This window comes from Pseudomonas sp. KH_024_B2, assembly GCF_057839965.1.
On the sequence record NZ_CM174502.1, the window covers coordinates 5,325,880 to 5,345,806 of the forward strand.

Annotated in this window: 17 protein-coding genes and 1 pseudogene; 5 read left to right on the plus strand and 13 right to left on the minus strand. The window is 59.1% G+C overall.

The features are described from left to right. Positions 1–16: 16 nt before the first annotated feature. Positions 17–175, minus strand: a complete 159-nt coding sequence (locus AC3I0A_RS24810; protein ID WP_007904205.1) for a YqaE/Pmp3 family membrane protein — start codon at positions 173–175, stop codon at positions 17–19. Positions 176–312: 137 nt separating this feature from the next. Then, positions 313–633: a helix-turn-helix domain-containing protein gene (locus AC3I0A_RS24815; RefSeq protein WP_489375155.1), complete on the minus strand. Its 321-nt coding sequence runs from the start codon at positions 631–633 to the stop codon at positions 313–315. Positions 634–813: 180 nt separating this feature from the next. Between AC3I0A_RS24815 and AC3I0A_RS24820 the strand changes: the two genes are divergently transcribed. Further along, positions 814–2,366, plus strand: a protein-coding gene (locus AC3I0A_RS24820) for an IS3 family transposase (protein ID WP_489378534.1) whose coding sequence is annotated in 2 segments (ribosomal slippage) — positions 814–1,276 and positions 1,276–2,366 — 1,554 coding nt in all. Because the reading frame shifts where the segments join, the coding sequence is not laid out codon by codon here. 43 nt (positions 2,367–2,409) lie between these two features. On the opposite strand, the pseudogene AC3I0A_RS24825 reads toward AC3I0A_RS24820, so the two are convergent. From AC3I0A_RS24825 to AC3I0A_RS24845, 5 genes and pseudogenes are all read right to left on the minus strand, one after another. Next, positions 2,410–2,652: pseudogene (locus AC3I0A_RS24825) on the minus strand (type II toxin-antitoxin system RelE/ParE family toxin); the annotation flags it as partial. A 604-nt stretch (positions 2,653–3,256) separates the two neighbouring features. Next, entirely contained in the window at positions 3,257–5,035 is a 1,779-nt protein-coding gene (locus AC3I0A_RS24830; protein WP_489375156.1) for an acyl-CoA dehydrogenase C-terminal domain-containing protein, read from the minus strand. A 251-nt stretch (positions 5,036–5,286) separates the two neighbouring features. Beyond that, positions 5,287–7,083, minus strand: coding sequence for an acyl-CoA dehydrogenase C-terminal domain-containing protein (locus AC3I0A_RS24835; protein ID WP_489375157.1), 1,797 nt, complete (start codon positions 7,081–7,083; stop codon positions 5,287–5,289). A 90-nt stretch (positions 7,084–7,173) separates the two neighbouring features. Next, positions 7,174–8,463, minus strand: coding sequence for a GGDEF domain-containing protein (locus AC3I0A_RS24840; RefSeq protein WP_489375158.1), 1,290 nt, complete (start codon positions 8,461–8,463; stop codon positions 7,174–7,176). 388 nt (positions 8,464–8,851) lie between these two features. Then, positions 8,852–10,657 carry a phenylacyl-CoA dehydrogenase gene (locus tag AC3I0A_RS24845; protein ID WP_489375159.1) on the minus strand — a complete coding sequence of 602 codons (1,806 nt, stop codon included), beginning with the start codon at positions 10,655–10,657 and terminating at the stop codon, positions 8,852–8,854. A 53-nt stretch (positions 10,658–10,710) separates the two neighbouring features. Between AC3I0A_RS24845 and AC3I0A_RS24850 the strand changes: the two genes are divergently transcribed. After that, positions 10,711–10,863 (plus strand): hypothetical protein, encoded by a 153-nt coding sequence (locus AC3I0A_RS24850; RefSeq protein ID WP_489375160.1) that lies wholly within the window; start codon positions 10,711–10,713, stop codon positions 10,861–10,863. 157 nt (positions 10,864–11,020) lie between these two features. On the opposite strand, the gene AC3I0A_RS24855 is transcribed toward AC3I0A_RS24850, so the two are convergent. The 6 genes from AC3I0A_RS24855 to bioB all read right to left on the minus strand — a co-directional run bounded on the left by AC3I0A_RS24855 (position 11,021) and on the right by bioB (position 16,038). Then, entirely contained in the window at positions 11,021–11,317 is a 297-nt protein-coding gene (locus AC3I0A_RS24855; protein ID WP_489375161.1) for a pyrroloquinoline quinone biosynthesis protein PqqE, read from the minus strand. Positions 11,318–11,423: 106 nt separating this feature from the next. Continuing rightward, positions 11,424–12,104 (minus strand): dethiobiotin synthase, encoded by a 681-nt coding sequence (bioD, locus tag AC3I0A_RS24860; protein ID WP_489375162.1) that lies wholly within the window; start codon positions 12,102–12,104, stop codon positions 11,424–11,426. Next, entirely contained in the window at positions 12,101–12,913 is an 813-nt protein-coding gene (gene bioC / locus AC3I0A_RS24865) for a malonyl-ACP O-methyltransferase BioC (protein WP_489375163.1), read from the minus strand. The genes bioD and bioC overlap by 4 nt, the downstream gene beginning before the upstream one ends. Further along, a complete protein-coding gene (locus AC3I0A_RS24870; protein ID WP_489375164.1) occupies positions 12,906–13,637 on the minus strand; it encodes an alpha/beta fold hydrolase in 732 nt (243 codons plus the stop codon). The genes bioC and AC3I0A_RS24870 overlap by 8 nt, the downstream gene beginning before the upstream one ends. Continuing rightward, positions 13,630–14,808 carry an 8-amino-7-oxononanoate synthase gene (gene bioF / locus AC3I0A_RS24875; protein ID WP_489375165.1) on the minus strand — a complete coding sequence of 393 codons (1,179 nt, stop codon included), beginning with the start codon at positions 14,806–14,808 and terminating at the stop codon, positions 13,630–13,632. Before bioF ends, AC3I0A_RS24870 begins: the two co-directional genes overlap by 8 nt. Positions 14,809–14,982: 174 nt before the next feature. Further along, on the minus strand, positions 14,983–16,038 hold the full coding sequence (gene bioB, locus AC3I0A_RS24880) for a biotin synthase BioB (protein WP_489375166.1): 1,056 nt from the start codon (positions 16,036–16,038) through the stop codon (positions 14,983–14,985). Positions 16,039–16,131: 93 nt separating this feature from the next. On the opposite strand from bioB, the gene AC3I0A_RS24885 reads away from it, so the two are divergent. The 3 genes from AC3I0A_RS24885 (at position 16,132) to AC3I0A_RS24895 (ending at position 19,789) form a co-directional block, all read left to right on the plus strand. Then, complete coding sequence (locus AC3I0A_RS24885; RefSeq protein WP_489375167.1) at positions 16,132–16,872, plus strand: double zinc ribbon domain-containing protein; 741 nt, start codon at positions 16,132–16,134, stop codon at positions 16,870–16,872. Positions 16,873–16,936: 64 nt separating this feature from the next. Continuing rightward, positions 16,937–17,701, plus strand: coding sequence for a TOBE domain-containing protein (locus tag AC3I0A_RS24890; RefSeq protein WP_489375168.1), 765 nt, complete (start codon positions 16,937–16,939; stop codon positions 17,699–17,701). Positions 17,702–17,887: 186 nt separating this feature from the next. Further along, entirely contained in the window at positions 17,888–19,789 is a 1,902-nt protein-coding gene (locus AC3I0A_RS24895) for a PhoX family protein (protein WP_489375169.1), read from the plus strand. Positions 19,790–19,927 lie beyond the last annotated feature (138 nt).

Sequence of the window (19,927 nt, forward strand, 5' to 3'; positions counted from 1 at the left end):
CCCCCTCGCCACAATCTCAACGCTTGGCGATGATGTACACCGCATGCACGATCCCCGGGATATAACCGCACAAGGTCAGCAGAATATTCAGCCAGAACGCACCGGCGAATCCCACTTGCAGGAACACACCCAATGGCGGCAACAGGATGGCAATGATGATGCGGATAAAGTCCATGGATCAGCTCCTGATTAACGTCGGCTCGCGTGAGCCACACAGTTAATCGACCCGCAGCGGTCAGGAGGGTTCATTCGGATGCAGACCCTGTTTGACATAAAAACACCTCGGTTTGAGCGAGGCGTTTTTACATGGCTTCAAGCCAGTATTTCGATACCGTACTTTTGCACGATGCTCAGCAATTTGAGTGCCATACCGCTTGGGTGTTTGTCTCCTGACTCCCACTGTTTGACGGTAGATGCACTGGTATTCAGATAACGCGCAAACACTGGCTGGCTGACATTGTTGCGCTCGCGCAGCTGTTTGATTTGCTCCGCTGGAATATCAGCAGGCACTGCCGCCAGGCACGATTCATCGAACTGGCGCATGGTGGTCTTGCTGATGGCCCCGACCGAAAGCAGAGCACTGGCCGAATCATGGATTGACTCAAGTGCTTCACTCTTGAATTTCTTACTCATGGCTTATCTCCACAAACTCCTTCATGTCCAACAACTGCTGGACTTGACTGTCACTCAGGCCCTCATAGGCCTTGGCCAACTCCCGGAAAGCTAACAGCTCCGCCTCCCCCGGTGTCAGGATAGTTGTCGCCTCTCCGAATTTTCCTAAAAAAGCATATCGGGGGCGGAAAGAGACTGGTCGTGCCGTATTATTCACCTGAACGCAGAGCCGCATTACTCAAGATGCTGCTTCCCCCACTGAACCTGTCGATGGCCGAGGTTTCCCGGCGCGAAGGGGTCAGCGAAATGTCTTTGTCCAACTGGCGCAAGCAGCTCAGTTCTGAAGGAAGTGCAGTGTCCGAAAACAAGCAATCGACCCAGAACTGGTCAGCCGAAACCAAGTTTGCTGTCGTCCTTGAAGCGGCCGGTTTGTCCGAGATCGACCTGGGCGAGTATTGCCGCCGCAAAGGCCTTTACCCCGAGCAAATCACCGCGTGGCGACAAGCCTTCATCACCGGCCAGAAGTCAGAAAAGGCCCAGCAAAAAGACGATCGGGAGCAGTCTCGCAAAGATAAGAAACGCATCCAGGAACTTGAGCGCGAACTGCGCCGCAAAGACAAGGCGCTCGCTGAAACAGCCGCGTTGTTGGTGCTGCGAAAAAAGCTCAACGACTACTGGGGGACCGACAACGAGGACAACTGACGTCTTTGCCAGAACGGCAGTTACTCGTTGACTGGCTGAGCCAAGCGGTCGCGGCGGGAGCCAGAAAAATCAGAGCCTGCCGGGAAATCGGTCTATCGCTGCGGACCTTGCAACGGTGGACTGAAACAGACGTTATCCAGGCCGATGCCCGAACGACAGTCACACGGCCAACGCCGCGAAATGCACTGAACGAGGCTGAGCGGCAGGCCCTTGTGACGCTGTGCAACAGCCCGGAGTACGCCCACCTACCGCCGAGCCAGATCGTGCCGCGCCTGGCCGATCAAGGGCGTTATCTGGCGTCGGAGGCGACGTTTTATCGCGTCTTGCGTGCAGCGGGTCAACAGCAGTATCGAGGTCGTAGTCAGCGCCCCAGGCGGTACGCAGCACCGACGACGCATGCGGCCAAAGCGCCCAATCAGGTGTGGTCGTGGGACATCACGTATCTGCCGTCGCCGATACGCGGCCAGTATTACTACCTCTATCTGATCGAGGATATTTACAGCCGCAAGGCCGTGGGCTGGGAGGTCTACGACGCGGAAAGCGGCGAGAAAGCTGCCGCGCTGCTGCAACGCAGCGTAATCGGCGAGCAGTGTTTACACGAACCGCTGGTGCTGCACTCGGACAACGGAGCGCCGATGAAATCGGTGACGCTGTTGAGCAAGATGTACGAACTGGGCATCACGCCCTCGCGGGGACGACCGCGGGTCAGCAACGACAATCCCTACTCGGAGTCGCTGTTTAGAACGCTGAAATACTGCCCGCAATGGCCGCAGGAAGGCTTTGCCAGTCTGGACGCGGCACGAGCGTGGGTGAGGGATTTCATGCGTTGGTACAACCACGAGCACCGGCATAGCCGTATCCGGTTCGTCACACCGGCTGAGCGGCATCGAGGACTGGACCATCAGGTCTTGGCCCGGCGACATGAGCTGTACGAACGAGCCAAAGCGAATAAGCCGGAACGGTGGTCGGGTCGAACACGTAACTGGGAACCGATCGGCACCGTGCTGTTGAACCCGGATCGAGAGCAACAGGTCGAGAAAAGAGCGGCATAGTTAGACGGTTGACGCGACAACTACCTTGAAAAACGCCGGCCTGAGTGATGTTGCTTTGGTCTTGCTTGGCGAACAAAAACTGATAAACCCAATAACGACCGCCCCTGGCCAACACAATCGAGCGATGGCGGTTTGCGTTCAAGCGCTTCTTCCACACTCCGCCGCCAAGATTGTCAGCCTGCCCGCTTAGCATTTCGCTGAATGCACCCCATAGGGCAGTGTCGGAAATCAAAGCTTTGCTGGCCTGCGTCGTAAAACGTTTCGTCTTGAATAACCTGAACGTCATGGACATCCCTTCCCATTAACATACCACTCAGTGGTATATATCTCCAAGCAGGAGCCGCAGCGAGGATTTCTGGCCGTGGCATCGGCAGTCCCTGCCGATCCCGTTAAAAAGCCATTGTTCCGGCAATCTCTCAAGCGCGAGTTGGCATTTTGAAAAGCCTGGCGACAAAAAACGCCAAAAAAATCAGGCACAGGGGATGGGGATGGGGATGGGGATGCGCTATACCGCGAGACGATTGGGAAATACGCAAGGAGGTTATCGAGACGTAAAACGCAGGCAATCAGGTTATGCCGCGCTCAATCTGCTGGAAGACGTGATGAATGGCTCGAATAGGCGGATAGCAAACCCGGCAACGCTGGAAGTGCGAGGCTAAAAAACAAAAAACACAGGCAAAAAGAAAACCCCGCCGAAGCGGGGCTTTGCAGACTGTTTCCCTGACATCCATTTCACTCCGCCGTCCTGGCAGAATCCTACGTGTCCTTGTTGTTACATTGCGCTTCCTGCGCGGCGTCCATGTGAAGTAGATTAGCTCTGGATCCAATTCTGAGCTATGGGAGAACGTCAGCACGTCATGTAAGAGAATGCTTACATGAGGTTACATTCCTCAGAACTGCGCCGCGTCCAGCAAAAACAGCGATTCACTGCCGGCCTTGACCGAGGCGCTCAGCGAGTGAATGCGTGGCAACAGGCGGGCAAAGTAAAAACGCGCCGTGCCCAGTTTGCTGGCGTAGAAGTCGTCCTGCGCTTCCTTGCCGAACGCTGCTTTAGCCATCAACGCCCACATGTAGGCGTAGGCCATATAGCCAAATGCCTGCAAGTATTCGACCGATGCTGCACCGATTTCGTTTGGATTGTTTTTCGCACGGTCCAGCAGCCAGGAGGTCAGGTCGTCGAGGGTATCGACGGCGTCATTCAAGGGCTTGGTGAACTCGGCCAGGTCAGCGCTGGCGGTCGCGGTGAAATGGCGAATCTCGTCGGCGAACAGTGCGTAGAACGCCCCGCCGCTACCGACGATCTTGCGCCCCACCAGGTCCAGCGCCTGAATGCCGTTGGTACCTTCGTAAATCTGGGTAATCCGCACGTCACGAACCAGCTGCTCCTGACCCCACTCGCGGATGTAGCCGTGGCCGCCAAAAATCTGCTGGCCATGCACGGTGGTTTCCAGACCGAGGTCGGTGAGGAATGCCTTGGCGACCGGCGTCAGCAAAGCCACCAGGTCATCAGCGCGCTTGCGGGCGGTGGCGTCTTCACTGAACTTGGCGGTGTCCAGTTGCATGGCCACGTAGGTGGAAAACGCACGACCACCTTCGTTCGAGGCTTTCATGGTCAGCAACATGCGACGCACATCAGGGTGGACGATGATCGGGTCAGCGACTTTGTCCTTGGCTTGCGGACCGGTAGGCGAACGGCTTTGCAGACGATCACGAGCGTATTCGACCGCGTTCTGATAAGACCGCTCGCCAGACGCCAGGCCTTGAATACCGACGCCCAGACGCTCGTAGTTCATCATGGTGAACATCGCCGCAAGGCCTTTGTTCGGCTCACCGACGATATAACCCACGGCTTCATCGAAATTCATCACACAGGTGGCGGAAGCCTGGATTCCCATCTTGTGTTCGATGGAGCCGCAGGTCACCGGGTTACGCTCGCCCAGGCTGCCATCAGCATTGACCATGAACTTCGGCACCAGGAACAACGAAATACCTTTAGGCCCGGCCGGGGCATCCGGCAGCTTGGCCAGCACCAGATGGATGATGTTTTCGGTCAGGTCGTGCTCACCGCCGGTGATGAAGATCTTGGTTCCGCTGACTTTGTAGGAACCGTCAGCCTGCGGCTCGGCTTTGGTGCGGATAATTCCCAGATCAGTCCCGGCATGAGGTTCGGTCAGGCACATGGAACCGGCCCAGACGCCGGCGTACATGTTTGGCAGGTAAGTAGCTTTCAGCGCCTCACTGGCATGGGCGTTGATCGACACACAAGCGCCAGATGTCAGCATCGGGTACAAGCCGAAGGCCAGGCTGGACGAGTTGATCATTTCCTCGACCTGGGCCGAGACCGCCTTGGGCATGCCCATGCCGCCGAAGGCAGGATCGCCACCGACACCGACCCAGCCACCTTCAGCGTAGGTCTGATAAGCCTGTGGGAAACCTTGCGGCGTGGTGACCACGCCGTCGCTCCAACGGCAGCCTTCTTCATCGGCGCTGCGGCTCAGCGGCGCGATACTTTTGCTGGTGACTTTGCCGGCTTCCTCGAGAATCGCCTCGACGGTTTCAGCATCGACTGTGTCGGCCAGAGCAGGCAGTTCGGCCCAGAGTTTGGCGACCTCGAAAACTTCATTGAGGACGAAGCGCATATCGCGCAGGGGCGCTTTGTAGTCAGCCATGGCAAACCTCGTGAGAACTTGAAAAGTGATTCGTAGGATCAGGTTTATTCTAGACCCCGAGTGTAACCGAACAACTTTTAAGACACATAGGGTCAGATGGTGACTATTATGTAATTTTTGGTCATCTAGGTTTTACATTAGTTTTGGCGGCAACAATGAGGACGCTTTCGCGGGCAAGCCCGCTCCCACAGAGGCTGCGTAATACCTGTGGGAGCGGCGGTGCGACGATTCGACTTGCCCGCGAATAGGACTTAAAGCGCGAACAAATCTGCCGGCAATCGCATCAAGCAATCACTCCCCGCCTCAATCGCAACCCGATGAGCGGCCGTGCGCGGCAACAGACGCTTGAAGTAGAACTCACACGTCGCCAGTTTGCCCTGGCAATAATCCGCGTCGCCGCTGCCCGCATCCAGTCGCGCCTGAGCCACCAGTGCCATGCGCAACCACAACCAGGCAAGGATGATGTAACCGCTGTACATCAGGTAATCCAGGGCGGCGGCACCGACTTCATCGGGGTTTTTCATGGCCGCCATACCGACCTTGGTGGTCAGCTCGCCCCACTGCTGGTTCAGATCATTGAGTTGCGCGACATAGCCTTTGAGCTGTGGATGCCCGGCATTCGCGGCACAGAACTTGTGGACGATTCTGGTGAAGCCACGCAGCAACTTGCCCTGACTGCCAAGGACTTTACGCCCAAGCAAATCCAGCGCCTGAATGCCATTGGTGCCTTCGTAGATCGGCGCGATCCGGCAATCCCTGACCAGCTGCTCCATGCCCCACTCACGGATAAAACCATGGCCGCCGAACACCTGCATGCCGTGGTTGGTCACCTCCAGACCGGTCTCGGTCATGAAGGCTTTGCAGATTGGCGTCAGGAAGGCCAGCAGGTCTTCGGCGTCCTGACGTTGGGTTTCATCCGCGCCCAGGTGCGCGATGTCCAGCAATTGTGCGGTGAAGTAGGTCAGCGCGCGGTTGCCTTCGTTGAAGGCTTTCATGGTCAGCAACATACGGCGCACGTCGGGGTGGACGATGATCGGATCAGCGGCTTTCTCTGGCGCTTTCGGGCCGGTCAACGAGCGCATTTGCAGGCGATCGTTAGCGTATTTGATCGCGCCCTGAAAGCTTGCCTCGCCCAGACACAAGCCCTGCATCCCGGTGCCGAGCCGCGCATGGTTCATCATGGTGAACATGCAGTTCAGGCCTTTGTTGGCCTCGCCGATCAGGAAGCCTTTGGCCTCATCGAAGTTCAGCACACAGGTGGCTGAAGCCTTGATGCCCATTTTGTGCTCGATGGAGCCACAGCTCACCGCATTGCGCTCGCCGGCCTCGCCCTCGGCATCGGGCAAGAACTTCGGCACGATAAACAGTGAAATGCCCTTGGTTCCGGCCGGCGCGTCCGGCAGTTTGGCCAGCACCAGATGAATGATGTTGTCACTCATGTCGTGCTCGCCGGCCGAGATGAAAATCTTGCTGCCGGATATGGCATAACTGCCATCGGCCTGCGGCACGGCGCGGGTCTTGATAATGCCCAGGTCAGTGCCGCAATGGGCTTCGGTCAGGCACATGGTGCCGGTCCATTGGCCCGCAGTCAGTTTGCTCAGGTAAGTCTGTTTCTGCTCTTCGGTGCCGTGGGCGTGAATCGCCGACATCGCGCCGTGAGTCAGGCCGGGGTACATGCCCCACGAGGTGTTGCTGGAGCCGACCATCTCACTGATCACCAGCCCCAGCGAAAGCGGCAAACCTTGACCGCCATAGGTCGGGTCCGCCGCCAGACCGTGCCAGCCGCCTTCAACATACTGGGCGAAAGCCTGCTTGAAACCTTTCGGCGTCGTGACCACACCATTATCGAAATGGCAGCCTTCTTCATCGCCGGAGCGGTTCAACGGCGCCAGCACGTTTTCGCAGAATTTCGAGCCTTCTTCGAGGATCGCATTGACCATGTCCGGGCTGGCATCGGTGGCACCCAGCGCGGCGTAACGGGTGTGGAAGTCGAAGACATGGTCGATCAGAAAGCGCATGTCACGCAGGGGAGCTTTGTACTCGGGCATGGTCGTTTCTCCGGCAGCAGATAACCCCAACCTACTGCGCAGGCCCGACCCGGACAATCACAGTCCAGACGCTGAATGCGCCATCATCACTCAACCTGCAGCGGCGTCCATACGTACCGCGCCGCGGCGGTTTTGACCGAATGCCATGACGCAGTTACGTCCTGCCCCCTTGGCGCTGTAGAGCGCCTGGTCGGCCGACTTGAGGACTTCTTCCGGGTTTCGCTGCTCCAGACGCTCGGCCACCCCGATGCTGACCGTTACCGAAACGCTGGACGCCGCGCTCCCGGCTCGGCGCTGCCGACCCTGTTGATCGTCCTGCGGGCGGCTGTCCTGATTACGCAAATGGATGTTGTAAGTGGCAATCGATTCGCGAATGACTTCAAGGTGCGGCATGCACTCTTCCAGGGTCTTGCCGGCGAACACCAGGGCGAATTCCTCACCGCCATAGCGATAGGCGCGACCGCCGCCGCTGATCTTCGACAGCTTGCTGGCCACCAGACGCAGCACCTGATCGCCGACGTCGTGGCCGTGGGTGTCGTTGAATTTCTTGAAGTGATCGACGTCGCCCATGGCGAGCACGTAATTGCGACCCAGACGCTGCAGGCGCTCGTTCAACGCGCGACGCCCCGGCAGACCGGTCAATTCGTCACGGAAGGCCATTTGATAGGCTTCGTGGGCGACCGCGGCGGCAATCATCAACATCACCTGGCTGCACATCACGTTCAGCGTGAATGGCAGGATGAAGGTCTTGGGCAACATCCAGAACAGCCCGAGCAAACCCACCAGTTGCGCGGCATGCAAAGGCCGAGGGTTGCGCCAGTACTGCACACCCAGCAGCACAAAAGCGGCGAAGAACACCGGGTAGGACAGCTGGATCAAGCTCATCCACGAACCGTGCAAAACCGGCCAACGGATCTGCGCCAACCAGGCCAGCAGCGCTTGCGGATAACTTTGCTCCAGGCTCAGCGCGACACTGCCGAACACCAGCAGCACAGCAAAGCGCGCCACCATGTCCTGAAACAAGTGGGTACGTTCCTGCCAGGCCGCGAACAGTCCATACAGCAAGGGCAGCAGCAGGCAGCAGAGGTGGAACACCAGCGCAGCGTCGTCACGGACTTTTCCGTTGTCGCGGTAGTAATCGGTCTGGGTGTCGAGCAGGAAGTAGGCGATGTACACCGTGACCATCAGAAACAGTTCACGCTGGCGTCGGTAAACCGCGCAATAAGCCCCGCCGAGCAACAGCACCAAGGTCGGCAGCACGTTGAACAGCGAGATGAAGAAGACGTTCAGCTCCTTGACGTAGGCAACCGCAAGCCCCGCAAGCAACAACAGTAATGAGGGCAAAAAATGACTGAAACGCGCAGCAGAAGAACGCGGCAAGGGTAAAGCTCCGACCCGGCATATCGACAGATGGCATTGTGCCTGCATTGCGCGTAGTTAAGCACTCACATTGTGATCTGGATCACAACGCCCTCTCTCTTAACGGCAGGAAAGGCAATCATCTGAGTTGGTCGGGTTTTTTACTCCATCCAGCGTCGGATACAAAACCTGTGGCGAGGGAGCTTGCTCCCGCTGGGTCGCGCAGCGGCCCTAAAATTGGCAGCACCGTTTCTTCAGGTAGAACGGGGTGGCAGGCTTTACGACTGCTCCGCAGCCGAGCGGGAGCAAGCTCCCTCGCCACAAGTACGCATTCCTACAGGAACTCACCACGCACAAAAAAGCCGCTGCTCCCAAAGGAGCAGCGGCTTTTGAAGGACCGCGTCGGGGCTTAGTAACCCAAGCCGAAGTCTTCTTCCTTCATGTCCATCAGGTTGTTGGCGCCCGACAGCATGGTTACAACGTGAGAGCGGGTCCGCGGCAGGATGCGCTGGAAGTAGAAGCGCGCGGTCTGCAGCTTGGCAGTGTAGAACGCCTCTTCGCTGGTGCCGGCAGCCAGTTTCTCGGCAGCCAGACGCGCCATGTCAGCCCAGAAGTAAGCCAGGCAGGCATAACCGGAGTACATCAGGTAATCCACCGAAGCGGCACCGACTTCTTCGCGGTCTTTCATGGCCGCCATACCGACCTTCATGGTCAGCTCGCCCCACTCTTTGTTCAGTGCAGCCAGAGGCTCGACAAACTCTTTGACCGCGTCGTTGCCTTCGTTGGTCTGGCAGAACTTGTGGATGATTTTGGTGAAGCCCTTCAGAGCCTCGCCCTGAGTCATCAGCACTTTACGGCCCAGCAGGTCCAGCGCCTGGATGCCGGTGGTGCCTTCGTACAGCATGGAAATACGGCTGTCGCGAACGTTCTGCTCCATGCCCCACTCGGCGATGAAGCCGTGGCCGCCGTAGATTTGCACGCCGTGGTTGGCGGACTCGAAGCCCACTTCAGTCATGAAGGCTTTGGCGATCGGAGTCATGAAGGCCAGCAGTGCGTCGGCTTTCTTTTTCTCTTCTTCATCTACGCCGTACTTGACGATGTCGACTTGCTTGGCAGTGAAGTAAACCATTGCACGGTTGCCTTCGGCGAAGGCCTTCATGGTCAACAGCATACGGCGTACGTCAGGGTGCACGATGATCGGGTCAGCGGCTTTTTCCGGCGCTTTCGGGCCAGTCAGGGAGCGCATTTGCAGACGATCGCGAGCGTATTTCAGGCCGCCCTGGAAACCGATCTCGGCGTGAGCCAGACCTTGCAGAGCCGTACCCAGACGCGCGGTGTTCATAAAGGTGAACATGCAGTTCAGGCCTTTGTTCGCCGGGCCGATCAGGAAACCGGTGGCCGCGTCGAAGTTCATCACGCAGGTCGCGTTACCGTGGATGCCCATCTTGTGTTCCAGGGAACCGCAGGTCACAGCGTTACGCTCGCCGACGCTGCCGTCAGCGTTCGGCATGAACTTTGGAACGATGAACAGTGAAATGCCTTTGGTGCCGGCCGGTGCATCCGGCAGACGTGCCAGAACGATGTGGACGATGTTGTCGGCCATGTCGTGTTCACCGGCCGAGATGAAGATCTTGGTGCCGGAGACTTTGTAGGAACCGTCAGCCTGAGGTTCAGCCTTGGTGCGCAGCATGCCCAGGTCGGTGCCGCAGTGCGGTTCGGTCAGGCACATGGTGCCGGTCCATTCGCCGGAGACCAGTTTGGTCAGGTAAGCCTCTTGCTGCTCAGGCGTGCCGTGCTCGGAAATGGTGTTCATCGCGCCATGGGACAGGCCTGGGTACATGCCCCACGACCAGTTGGCTTCACCAACCATTTCGCTGACTGCCAGACCCAGAGACTCCGGCAGGCCCTGGCCGCCGTGTTCTACGGCATGGGCCAGGCTTGGCCAGCCGCCTTCGACGAATTGTTTGTAGGCTTCTTTGAAGCCAGTCGGGGTCTTAACGCCAGACTCACTCCAGGTGCAGCCTTCGGTGTCACCCACGCGGTTCAGCGGAGCCAACACCTGCTCACAAAACTTGGCGCCTTCCTCGAGAATGGCGTCAACCATATCCGGGGTAGCGTCCTGGCAAGCCGGCAGGCTCTGATAGTGCGCTTCGTAACCGAGCAGTTCGTCACGAACGAAGCGAATATCACGCAAGGGGGCCTTGTAGTCAGGCATAGCGATAAACCTCTGCTGATGAATCCTGGAATGAACAACCGCGTTGATTGGTTATGGCGGTCAAACAGTTGTTTGAAACATACGTTTACGACCAAACCTTGTCAAGCACCCGTAAAGCGCCATTCGTCATCGACGCGCTGAATAGCGCGCAGGCAAAGGCCTGCAGCGGTCAAGCAGCATTGGCTGATCATGAAAAGAATAGTTGAGGGGAGCTACAGAAGGATGAAGCAGAATCTATTTTGACTGGGAAGACGTCTTCGCGGGCAAGCCCGCTCCCACAGGAATTGCATCGAACTTGTGGGAGCGGGCTTGCCCGCGAATGAGGGCTTTGTATCTAGCACAAAATCAGCAGGTGGCAGGATTTCAAGCGAAAGTATCGATCAACGTGCCGAGCATTTCATCGGAAGCCTTGGCGACTTTGACGCCCAGTTCCGCCTGAATCTTGCCCATGGACATCTCGACCATGCTGCTCGCCAGATCCGATTGCTGGCTGCGGTCTACCGAGCGCAGGCGATCGACTTGAACTTCGGAAGACTGACTGGTGACAGAGCGCTCAATGGTCGTGCTGGCGATCTGGCCAGCGGCCTGATCGACACGGTTCTGCCCTGTCTGAATGGTGCTCAGACCCGCGTAGAAAGCGGTATTCCCGGAAATTTCCATGGGAGAACTCAATCCTGCAGAGGATAAACAGAGCCATTGAAGCAGACCCACCCGGAAAAGACCCGACAAAAACACTAATGGCACAATGCCTTGTCATAGGCAAAATCTAGTCAAGCAGGTCCAACTGCAGATACTCGGCCACCGCTTCTGCCGTGACCGCCTTGAGCCTGGGCACTCGACCGAGACATGGCGCGGGCAGTCGTTCGGCCAAAGTCGCGAGATTCTCCTCCAGCCGCGACGTCTTGGGATCGATGATGTTGGCCACCCAACCCGCCAACTGCAAACCGTCCCGGGCAATGGCCTCGGCCGTCAGCAACGCATGATTGATGCAACCGAGCCGCATGCCCACCACCAGAATCACCGGCAAACCCAGGGCCATCGCCAGGTCCGACAGGTTGTCCTGATCGGCCAATGGCACTCGCCAGCCGCCAGCGCCTTCGATCAAGGTGAAATCGGCTTCCTTGTCCAGGATATGCAGCATCGGTCCTGACAATGACTGAACCGTCAGCGCCACCCCAGCCTCGCGAGCCGCCAGATGTGGTGCAATGGCCGGCTCGAATGCCACCGGGTTGACCTCGGCATAGCTCAGCGGCAATGAGCATTGCGCCATTAACGCCAGTGCATCGGCGTTACGCAAACCCTTGGGCGTCACCTCGCAGCCGGAGGCCACCGGTTTACCGGCCGCCGTGCTCATCCCCGCCGACCGCGCCGCGTGCAACAGGCCTGCGGCGATGGTGGTCTTGCCGACATCGGTATCGGTGCCGGTGATGAAATAGGCTGCGCTCATAACGGTTTCTCCAACACGGCATAGACCACCTGATAAGTCGCGGGCAGCCCTTGCGGCTGACGAAACTGTTCGTAGGCGTCAATCAAGCCGAGTATCCGCGTCCTCCCCGTCAAACCACCCGGCCGACCAGGGTTCAGATTGTGCGCGCCCAGGGCTTTGAGCTCGTGAGTCAGGCTGCGCACGTCCGGGTAATGCAGAACATGCGGGCGAGTTTCCAGACTGACCACCCGCAAACCACTGGCAGCGCAAAGTTGCTGATAAGCGCTGAACTCACGGAAACGATTGACGTGAACCATGCCGTCGACCCGGCTCCAGCTATCGCGTAATTCATACAGGGTACCGACGCACAAACTGGCAAACGCCAACACGCCTCCAGGCTTCAGTACGCGGTGCGCCTCACTCAGCACCGCGGCGAAGTCCGCACACCATTGCACCGCCAGGCTGGAGAAGATCAGCTCACAACTCTGCGCCTGCAACGGCAACCGTTCGGCATCGCCGGCGATGAAATGCGCTGCGCCGCCCAACGGTCGAGCGTGGTTGAGCATGCCTTCGGCGATGTCCAGCGCCAGCCCTTCGCTCTCGGGAAATGTCTGCCCCAGTACACGACTGAAATAACCTGTGCCGCAGCCCAGATCCAGCCAGCGCTCGGGGGAGAGGTTACCCGGCAAGCGGCTCAGCAATTGACTGCCAACCGCCCGCTGCAATTCAGCCACGCTGTCGTAACTGGCCGCCGCACGGGAAAAGGATGCTGCGACCTGACGCTTGTCGGGCAGGCTGCCGGGAAGCTTGGGAAAGGACAAATCAGTCATCACCGGACTCATGCAAAAAGGCCTGGATCGCCCCCGCCACACCGTGGGGATCTTCCAGAAGAAACGCGTGGCCGGCCTGTTCAATCAGACCGATTTCGACATCCGGTAACAACATCAGCAACTCGCTCGCTGCTTCGGCCGGGACCAGCCCATCGAGCCCGGCAAACAGATGCAGTTGCGGGCCGCGGAAGGCTTGCAAGGCTTGGCGGGTATCCAGTTGCGCGAGCAACTCCAACCCGCTCAGCAAGACTGACGATGGGGTATTCGGCGCACCGCCCAGCAGCAGTCGAGCCAAACCGCGCGAGTCCTCGGCGCCTTGGGCACAGAGCAGACTGAAGCGCTTGAGCGTCCCTCGCGGGTCAGCGTTGCAGCCGGCAAGAAACGCATCGAAGGTTTCACCGGGCATCGCGCTCGGCCATTCGGCGTGGGCGACAAAACACGGATTACTGGCCAGGGTCAGCAAACCGCAGCAGCGGTCGCCACGTCGGGCAGCCAGTTCCGCGGCGAGCATGCCGCCCAGCGACCAGCCACCCAGCCAGGTATTCTCCGGCACGATCGCATCGAGTTCGTCGAGCCACTCATTGAGGTCACTCGATTCCAGCTCCGGCAGCGGCTCGATCTCCACTCGCAGGTGTTCGTCCAGCCCCTGCAAGGCCGCCGCCAGCGGTTCCAGCGGCGAAATGCCGAGGCCCCAACCGGGCAGCAGAATCAGTCGATCACGCATGGCTTGGCTCCGGTCCCAGTTCGCTAAAACACTCTGCCAGACCCTCTAACAATAGCTGGACTTGAGCCTCACTGTGGGCCGCGGACAAGGTCACGCGCAAACGCGCACTGCCCGCTGGTACGGTCGGAGGGCGAATTGCAGTGACCATCAAACCGCGCTCGCGCAGCATCTGCGACAAGCGAACGGCGCGGCCGCTATCGCCGATCATGATCGGCTGGATCGGCGTGAAACTGTCCATCAATTCCAGACCCATCTGCTCGGCGCCGTGGCGGAACTGACGGATCAGCACATTCAGATGTTCGCGGCGCCAGTGTTCGCTGCGCAGCAGTTCGAGGCTTTTCAGGGTTGCGCAAGCCAGGGCTGGCGGTTGGCTGGTGGTGTAGATGTACGGACGGGCAAACTGGATCAGGCTTTCGATCAGCTCTTCGCTCCCGGCGACAAACGCCCCTGCCGTGCCGAAGGCTTTACCCAGCGTGCCGACCAACACCGGCACATCTTCCAGACTCAAACCAAAGTGCTCGACAATCCCGCCACCGTTGGCACCCAACGGACCAAAGCCATGGGCGTCATCGACCATCAACCAGGCACCTTTGGCCTTGGCCTCCCGGGCCAGCGCGGGCAAGTCGGCGAGGTCGCCGTCCATGCTGAACACGCCATCAGTCACCACCAACGTATTGCCGGTGGCCTTTTCCAGACGCTTGGCCAGGCTAGCGGCATCGTTGTGCAGATAGCGGTTGAAACGCGCACCGGACAATAGCCCCGCATCCAGCAACGACGCGTGATTGAGCCGGTCTTCCAGCACCGTATCGCCCTGCCCGACCAGCGCCGTGACTGCGCCGAGGTTGGCCATATAACCGGTAGTGAACAACAACGCACGCGGGCGGCCGGTCAAGTCGGCCAAGGCTTCTTCCAGTGCATGGTGCGGGCTGCTATGGCCGATCACCAGATGCGAAGCACCACCACCCACGCCCCAGCGGGCGGCGCCGGCGCGCCAGGCTTCGATCACTTGCGGATGATTGGCCAGCCCCAGGTAATCGTTATTGCAGAACGCCAGCAACGGCTGACCGTCGACCACCACTTCCGGGCCTTGAGGGCTTTCGAGCAGAGGGCGCTGGCGATAGAGATTTTCGGCACGACGGGCAGCAAGGCGTGCGGCGAGATCAAAAGACATGCAGGCCTCGAAGTTAGATCACAGGAAATGGGCTCGGCACAATCCAATGTGGGAGCGAGCTTGCTCGCGATGAGGCCATAACATTCAACATTTGTGCTGACTGCCAGATCGCCATCGCGAGCAAGCTCGCTCCCACAGTGTTTTGCATTCCAATCAGGGGAATCGGTGGGGCGATCAAACAGCCGCGTTATAAAACTGCTCGCTGCTCTTCTGCTCCACCAGCGCTTGCTCGATCGCCGCCTGATGCACTTCATCAGCGTGCTCTTCGCGGGCTTCCGGCAGGATGCCCAGGCGCGAGAACAGCTGCATGTCCTTGTCCGCCTGCGGGTTGGCGGTGGTCAGCAGTTTGTCGCCGTAGAAAATCGAGTTGGCGCCAGCGAAGAATGCCAAGGCCTGCATCTGCTCGTTCATCGCTTCGCGACCAGCGGACAGGCGCACGTGGGATTTCGGCATCAGGATGCGTGCGACCGCGAGCATGCGGATGAAGTCGAACGGGTCGATGTCATCGGCGTTTTCCAGTGGCGTACCGGCGACTTTCACCAGCATGTTGATCGGCACCGACTCCGGATGTTCCGGCAAATTGGCCAACTGGATCAGCAGATTGGCACGGTCATCGAGGGACTCACCCAGGCCGAGGATGCCGCCGGAGCAGATCTTCATCCCGGAATCACGCACGTAAGCCAGAGTCTGCAGACGCTCGCCGTAAGTACGGGTGGTGATGATGCTGCCGTAGAACTCAGGCGAGGTATCGAGGTTGTGGTTGTAGTAGTCCAGGCCGGCTTCGGCCAGGGCGACAGTTTGATCCTGATCGAGACGCCCCAGGGTCATGCAGGTTTCCAGGCCCATGGCCTTCACGCCTTTGACCATTTCCAGCACGTAGGGCATGTCTTTGGCCGACGGATGTTTCCAGGCCGCACCCATGCAGAAACGGGTCGACCCGATGGCCTTGGCGCGAGCGGCCTCTTCGAGGACCTTCTGCACTTCCATCAGTTTTTCTTTTTCCAGCCCGGTGTTGTAGTGACCGGACTGCGGACAATATTTGCAATCTTCCGGGCAGGCACCGGTTTTGATCGACAGCAGCGTCGATACTTGAACCCGGTTGGCGTCGAAATGCGCGCGATGCACCGTTTGCGCCTGAAACAACAGGTCATTGAAAGGCTGAACGAACAGCGCTTTGACTTCGGCTAAAGACCAATCGTGACGCAATTTGGCGGTGATGCTGGCGCTCATCGGCTGATTTCCTTGTTTTATGCTTGGCAAGCGGCTGCGGTCAGTAATACCCACAGGCGCGACACGGATGTTCGGCATATTTAAGGAAGAGCCATGCACTGTCAACCACAATACAAAGGCCCGGTTTACATCTGGTTAAAAAACAAACAAACCTGTTTGCTCTGCGATGAGTCGACAGATACCCCTCACGCCATCTGCACACCCTGTGAAAGTGAGTTGCCCTGGCTCGGTGATCACTGCCAGATCTGTGCCCTGCCCTTGCCCATGACTGGCTTGACCTGCGGCCAGTGCCTGAAAAAGCCCCCGGCTTTTGCGCAGGTCGTAACGCCCTGGACTTACAGTTTTCCGATCGATAGTTTGATCACCCGTTTCAAGCACAATGCAAAGTGGCCGCTTGGTCGCTTGCTGGCCGAACTTCTCAGCCAATCGCTGCAACATCGCTTCGAGGAAGGTTTCCCTCGACCTGACGCTCTGGTCCCTGTGCCCTTATCGACCAAGCGGCTGCGCGAACGCGGTTACAACCAGGCAGCGATGATCGCCCATTGGCTGCGCGACAGCCTGCACATCCCCTGCGATGAACGCTTGCTGCTGCGTGTTCTGGACACCACGGCGCAGCAGGACCTGGATGCCAAGGCGCGTAAACACAATCTGCGCAAGGCGTTTTCCCTGGCGCCTGATGCACAGATCAAAGGCCGGCATCTGGCCCTGGTCGACGATGTGCTGACCACCGGCGCCACCACTGAGAGCCTCGCCCGTTTGCTGATCAACGCCGGCGCCGCGAGGGTTGACGTCTACTGCCTGGCAAGAACCCCCAAGCCCGGCGAGTTGACCTGACTTGACTCTCACGCCCCAAGCCGCCAACGTCCCACCCCATCAATACAGCTCGTAGCGCACCGCCATGTCCTTGCCCACGCTTTTGACCCAACACATCGTCCGTCGCCCGCAGCGCATCGCCTTGCTGCAACACATTGCCGAACAAGGCTCAATCACCCGCGCCGCAAAAAGCGCAGGATTGAGTTACAAGGCGGCCTGGGACGCCATCGATGAGTTGAACAACCTCGCGCAAAAACCCTTGGTGGAACGCAGCGTTGGTGGCAAGGGCGGTGGTGGCGCGAAGTTATCCACAGAAGGCGAGCGGGTATTGCGGCTCTATCAACGCCTGCAAGCGTTGCAGGCTCAAGTGCTGGAAGCCGCCGAAGACGCCAGCGATCTGGATCTGCTCGGCCGGTTGATGCTCAGGACCAGCGCGCGCAATCAACTGCACGGCAAGGTCGTGGCCATCGACAGTCAGGGGCGCAATGACCTGGTCCACCTCGAATTGGCTGAAGGGCTGACGATCCAGGCGCAAATCACCCACGACAGTACCCTGCGTCTGGAGCTGGAAACCGGCACTGAAGTAGTGGCGTTGATCAAGGCCGGCTGGCTGGACTTGCTGGCCATCGATCAAGCCGCAATCGCTGGACACAATTGCCTGAGCGGGATTATCGAAGAAATTCTCGACGCCGAAGACGGACCCAGTGAAGTGCGGATCGCCTTGCCCAACGGCCAGACTCTGTGTGCGCTGGCCGAGCCGCTTCATCTGAAGACCCAGGGCCTGACCACTGCAAAACCCGTCCTGGTGCAGTTCGCGCCGTCCAACGTGTTGCTTGGTACGCCGCTTTAACCCAGGGCTGCCGCGCTTTTCGTAGCAGCTGGCGAAGCCTGCGTTCGCTTCGTCCGAACGCGGCCCGACTCGGACGCAGCCTTCGGCAGCTGCTACGGGGTTCGTGGCGCGGCTCGACATCCCATTGCAACATTTCCGTCATCAGCGCTGGTTAAGGTGTCTGCCAAAACCTGCAGGGAGCCTGATGTGAACCTATTAGAAGAAAACCAGCCCACCGACCTCGAAAAAATCGTCGGCCTCAGCCGTCGCGGCTTCATCAGTGCCGGCGCCTTGTGCGGCGCGGCGATGTTTCTCGGTGGTAACCTGCTGAGCCGCAGCGTATTGGCCGCGAGTGTCAGCGCCGGCTCAAGCAAACTGCTGGGTTTCGACAGCATTGCCGCCGCCACCAGCGACACCATCACCTTGCCGCCGGGCTACAAGTCATCGGTGCTGATCAGTTGGGGCCAGGCGCTGCAAAAGAATGGGCCAGCCTTCAACCCAAGCGGCAATGGCACGGCTCAGGCCCAGGAAGTCCAGTTCGGCGACAACAACGACGGCATGAGCCTGTTCGCCTTCCCCGGCGATGACAACCGTGCGCTGATGGCAATCAACAACGAATACACCAACTACCGCTACCTCTACCCCCACGGCGGCATGCCGCAGTCGGCAGAAGACGTGCGCAAGGCGCTGGCCAGCGAAGGCGTGTCGGTGATCGAGGTGCAACGCAAAAACGGCCAATGGCAGTTCGTTCAGGGCTCGCGCTACAACCGCCGCATCCACGGCAACTCGCCACTGCGCCTCAGCGGTCCGGCCGCCGGGCATGATCTGGTGAAAACCAGCGCCGACCCCCACGGTAAAAAAGTCCTTGGCACCTTCCAGAACTGCGCCAATGGCAAAACGCCATGGGGTACTTATCTAACGTGCGAAGAGAACTTCACCGACTGCTTCGGCAGCAGCAATGCCGAGCAGAAGTTCGACGCTGCACAGAAACGCTACGGCGCGGTGGCGACCAGTAAAGACATCAACTGGCATCCACACGACCCGCGCTTCGACCTGGCGAAAAACCCCAACGAACTCAACCGTCATGGCTGGGTCGTGGAGATCGACCCGTTCGACCCGCAATCGACCCCGGTCAAACGCACCGCCCTTGGCCGCTTCAAACATGAAAACGCCGCACTGGCCGAGACCCGTGACGGGCGCGCCGTGGTGTACATGGGCGACGATGAGCGCGGCGAATTCATCTACAAGTTCATCAGCCGCGACAAGATCAATCACGGCAACCCCAAGGCCAACCACGACCTGCTGGATCACGGCACCCTGTACGTTGCACGTTTCGATGCCGGCGACAGCAACCCCGACCACCCGAAAGGTCAGGGCCAGTGGATCGAATTGACCCACGGCAAAAACGGCATCGACACCAATAGCGGTTTCGCTGACCAGGCGCAAGTGCTGATCCACGCACGTCTCGCCGCCAGCGTGGTCAATGCGACACGCATGGACCGTCCGGAATGGATCGTGGTCAGCCCCAAAGACGGCCAGGTCTATTGCACCCTGACCAACAACGCCAAGCGCGGCGAAGAGGGCCAACCGGTCGGCGGCCCGAACCCGCGAGAAAAGAACGTCTACGGGCAGATTCTGCGCTGGCAGGAAAACCTGGACGATCATGCAGCCATGGGCTTTTCCTGGGACCTGTTTGTGGTCGCCGGCAATCCGACCGTGCATGCCGGTACACCAAAAGGCGGCTCGTCGAACATCACCCCGCAAAACATGTTCAACAGCCCCGACGGCCTCGGTTTCGACGACACTGGCCGGCTGTGGATCCTCACCGACGGTGACGCCAGCAACAGCGGTGACTTCGCCGGGATGGGCAATAACCAGATGCTCTGCGCCGACCCGACCAGCGGTGAGATCCGTCGGTTCATGGTCGGCCCGATAGGCTGCGAAGTGACCGGCATCAGTTTCTCGCCGGATCAGAAAACGCTGTTTGTCGGAATTCAGCACCCGGGCGAGAACGGCGGCTCGACCTTCCCTGAGCATTTGCCGAACGGCAAGCCGCGCTCTTCGGTGATGGCGATCACCCGTGAAGATGGCGGGATAGTCGGCGCCTGACAAACCGATTCGCAGGCAAGCCACGCTCCCACAGGTTTTGTGCAACCCCCTGTGGGAGCGGGCTTGCCCGCGAAGGCGTCGGCACAGGCAACACTCATCTCAACCTCAACCACTAAAGACGCCCCGTCTGCGCTACCA

Bases quoted from the DNA above. Each gene is read 5' to 3' on its own strand.
- AC3I0A_RS24810 (WP_007904205.1), bottom strand. From the start codon at position 175: ATGGACTTTATCCGCATCATCATTGCCATCCTGTTGCCGCCATTGGGT.
- AC3I0A_RS24815 (WP_489375155.1), bottom strand. From the start codon at position 633: ATGAGTAAGAAATTCAAGAGTGAAGCACTTGAGTCAATCCATGATTCG.
- AC3I0A_RS24830 (WP_489375156.1), bottom strand. From the start codon at position 5,035: ATGGCTGACTACAAAGCGCCCCTGCGCGATATGCGCTTCGTCCTCAAT.
- AC3I0A_RS24835 (WP_489375157.1), bottom strand. From the start codon at position 7,083: ATGCCCGAGTACAAAGCTCCCCTGCGTGACATGCGCTTTCTGATCGAC.
- AC3I0A_RS24845 (WP_489375159.1), bottom strand. From the start codon at position 10,657: ATGCCTGACTACAAGGCCCCCTTGCGTGATATTCGCTTCGTTCGTGAC.
- AC3I0A_RS24850 (WP_489375160.1), top strand. From the start codon at position 10,711: ATGGCGGTCAAACAGTTGTTTGAAACATACGTTTACGACCAAACCTTG.
- AC3I0A_RS24855 (WP_489375161.1), bottom strand. From the start codon at position 11,317: ATGGAAATTTCCGGGAATACCGCTTTCTACGCGGGTCTGAGCACCATT.
- bioD (WP_489375162.1), bottom strand. From the start codon at position 12,104: ATGAGCGCAGCCTATTTCATCACCGGCACCGATACCGATGTCGGCAAG.
- bioC (WP_489375163.1), bottom strand. From the start codon at position 12,913: ATGACTGATTTGTCCTTTCCCAAGCTTCCCGGCAGCCTGCCCGACAAG.
- AC3I0A_RS24870 (WP_489375164.1), bottom strand. From the start codon at position 13,637: ATGCGTGATCGACTGATTCTGCTGCCCGGTTGGGGCCTCGGCATTTCG.
- bioF (WP_489375165.1), bottom strand. From the start codon at position 14,808: ATGTCTTTTGATCTCGCCGCACGCCTTGCTGCCCGTCGTGCCGAAAAT.
- bioB (WP_489375166.1), bottom strand. From the start codon at position 16,038: ATGAGCGCCAGCATCACCGCCAAATTGCGTCACGATTGGTCTTTAGCC.
- AC3I0A_RS24885 (WP_489375167.1), top strand. From the start codon at position 16,132: ATGCACTGTCAACCACAATACAAAGGCCCGGTTTACATCTGGTTAAAA.
- AC3I0A_RS24890 (WP_489375168.1), top strand. From the start codon at position 16,937: ATGTCCTTGCCCACGCTTTTGACCCAACACATCGTCCGTCGCCCGCAG.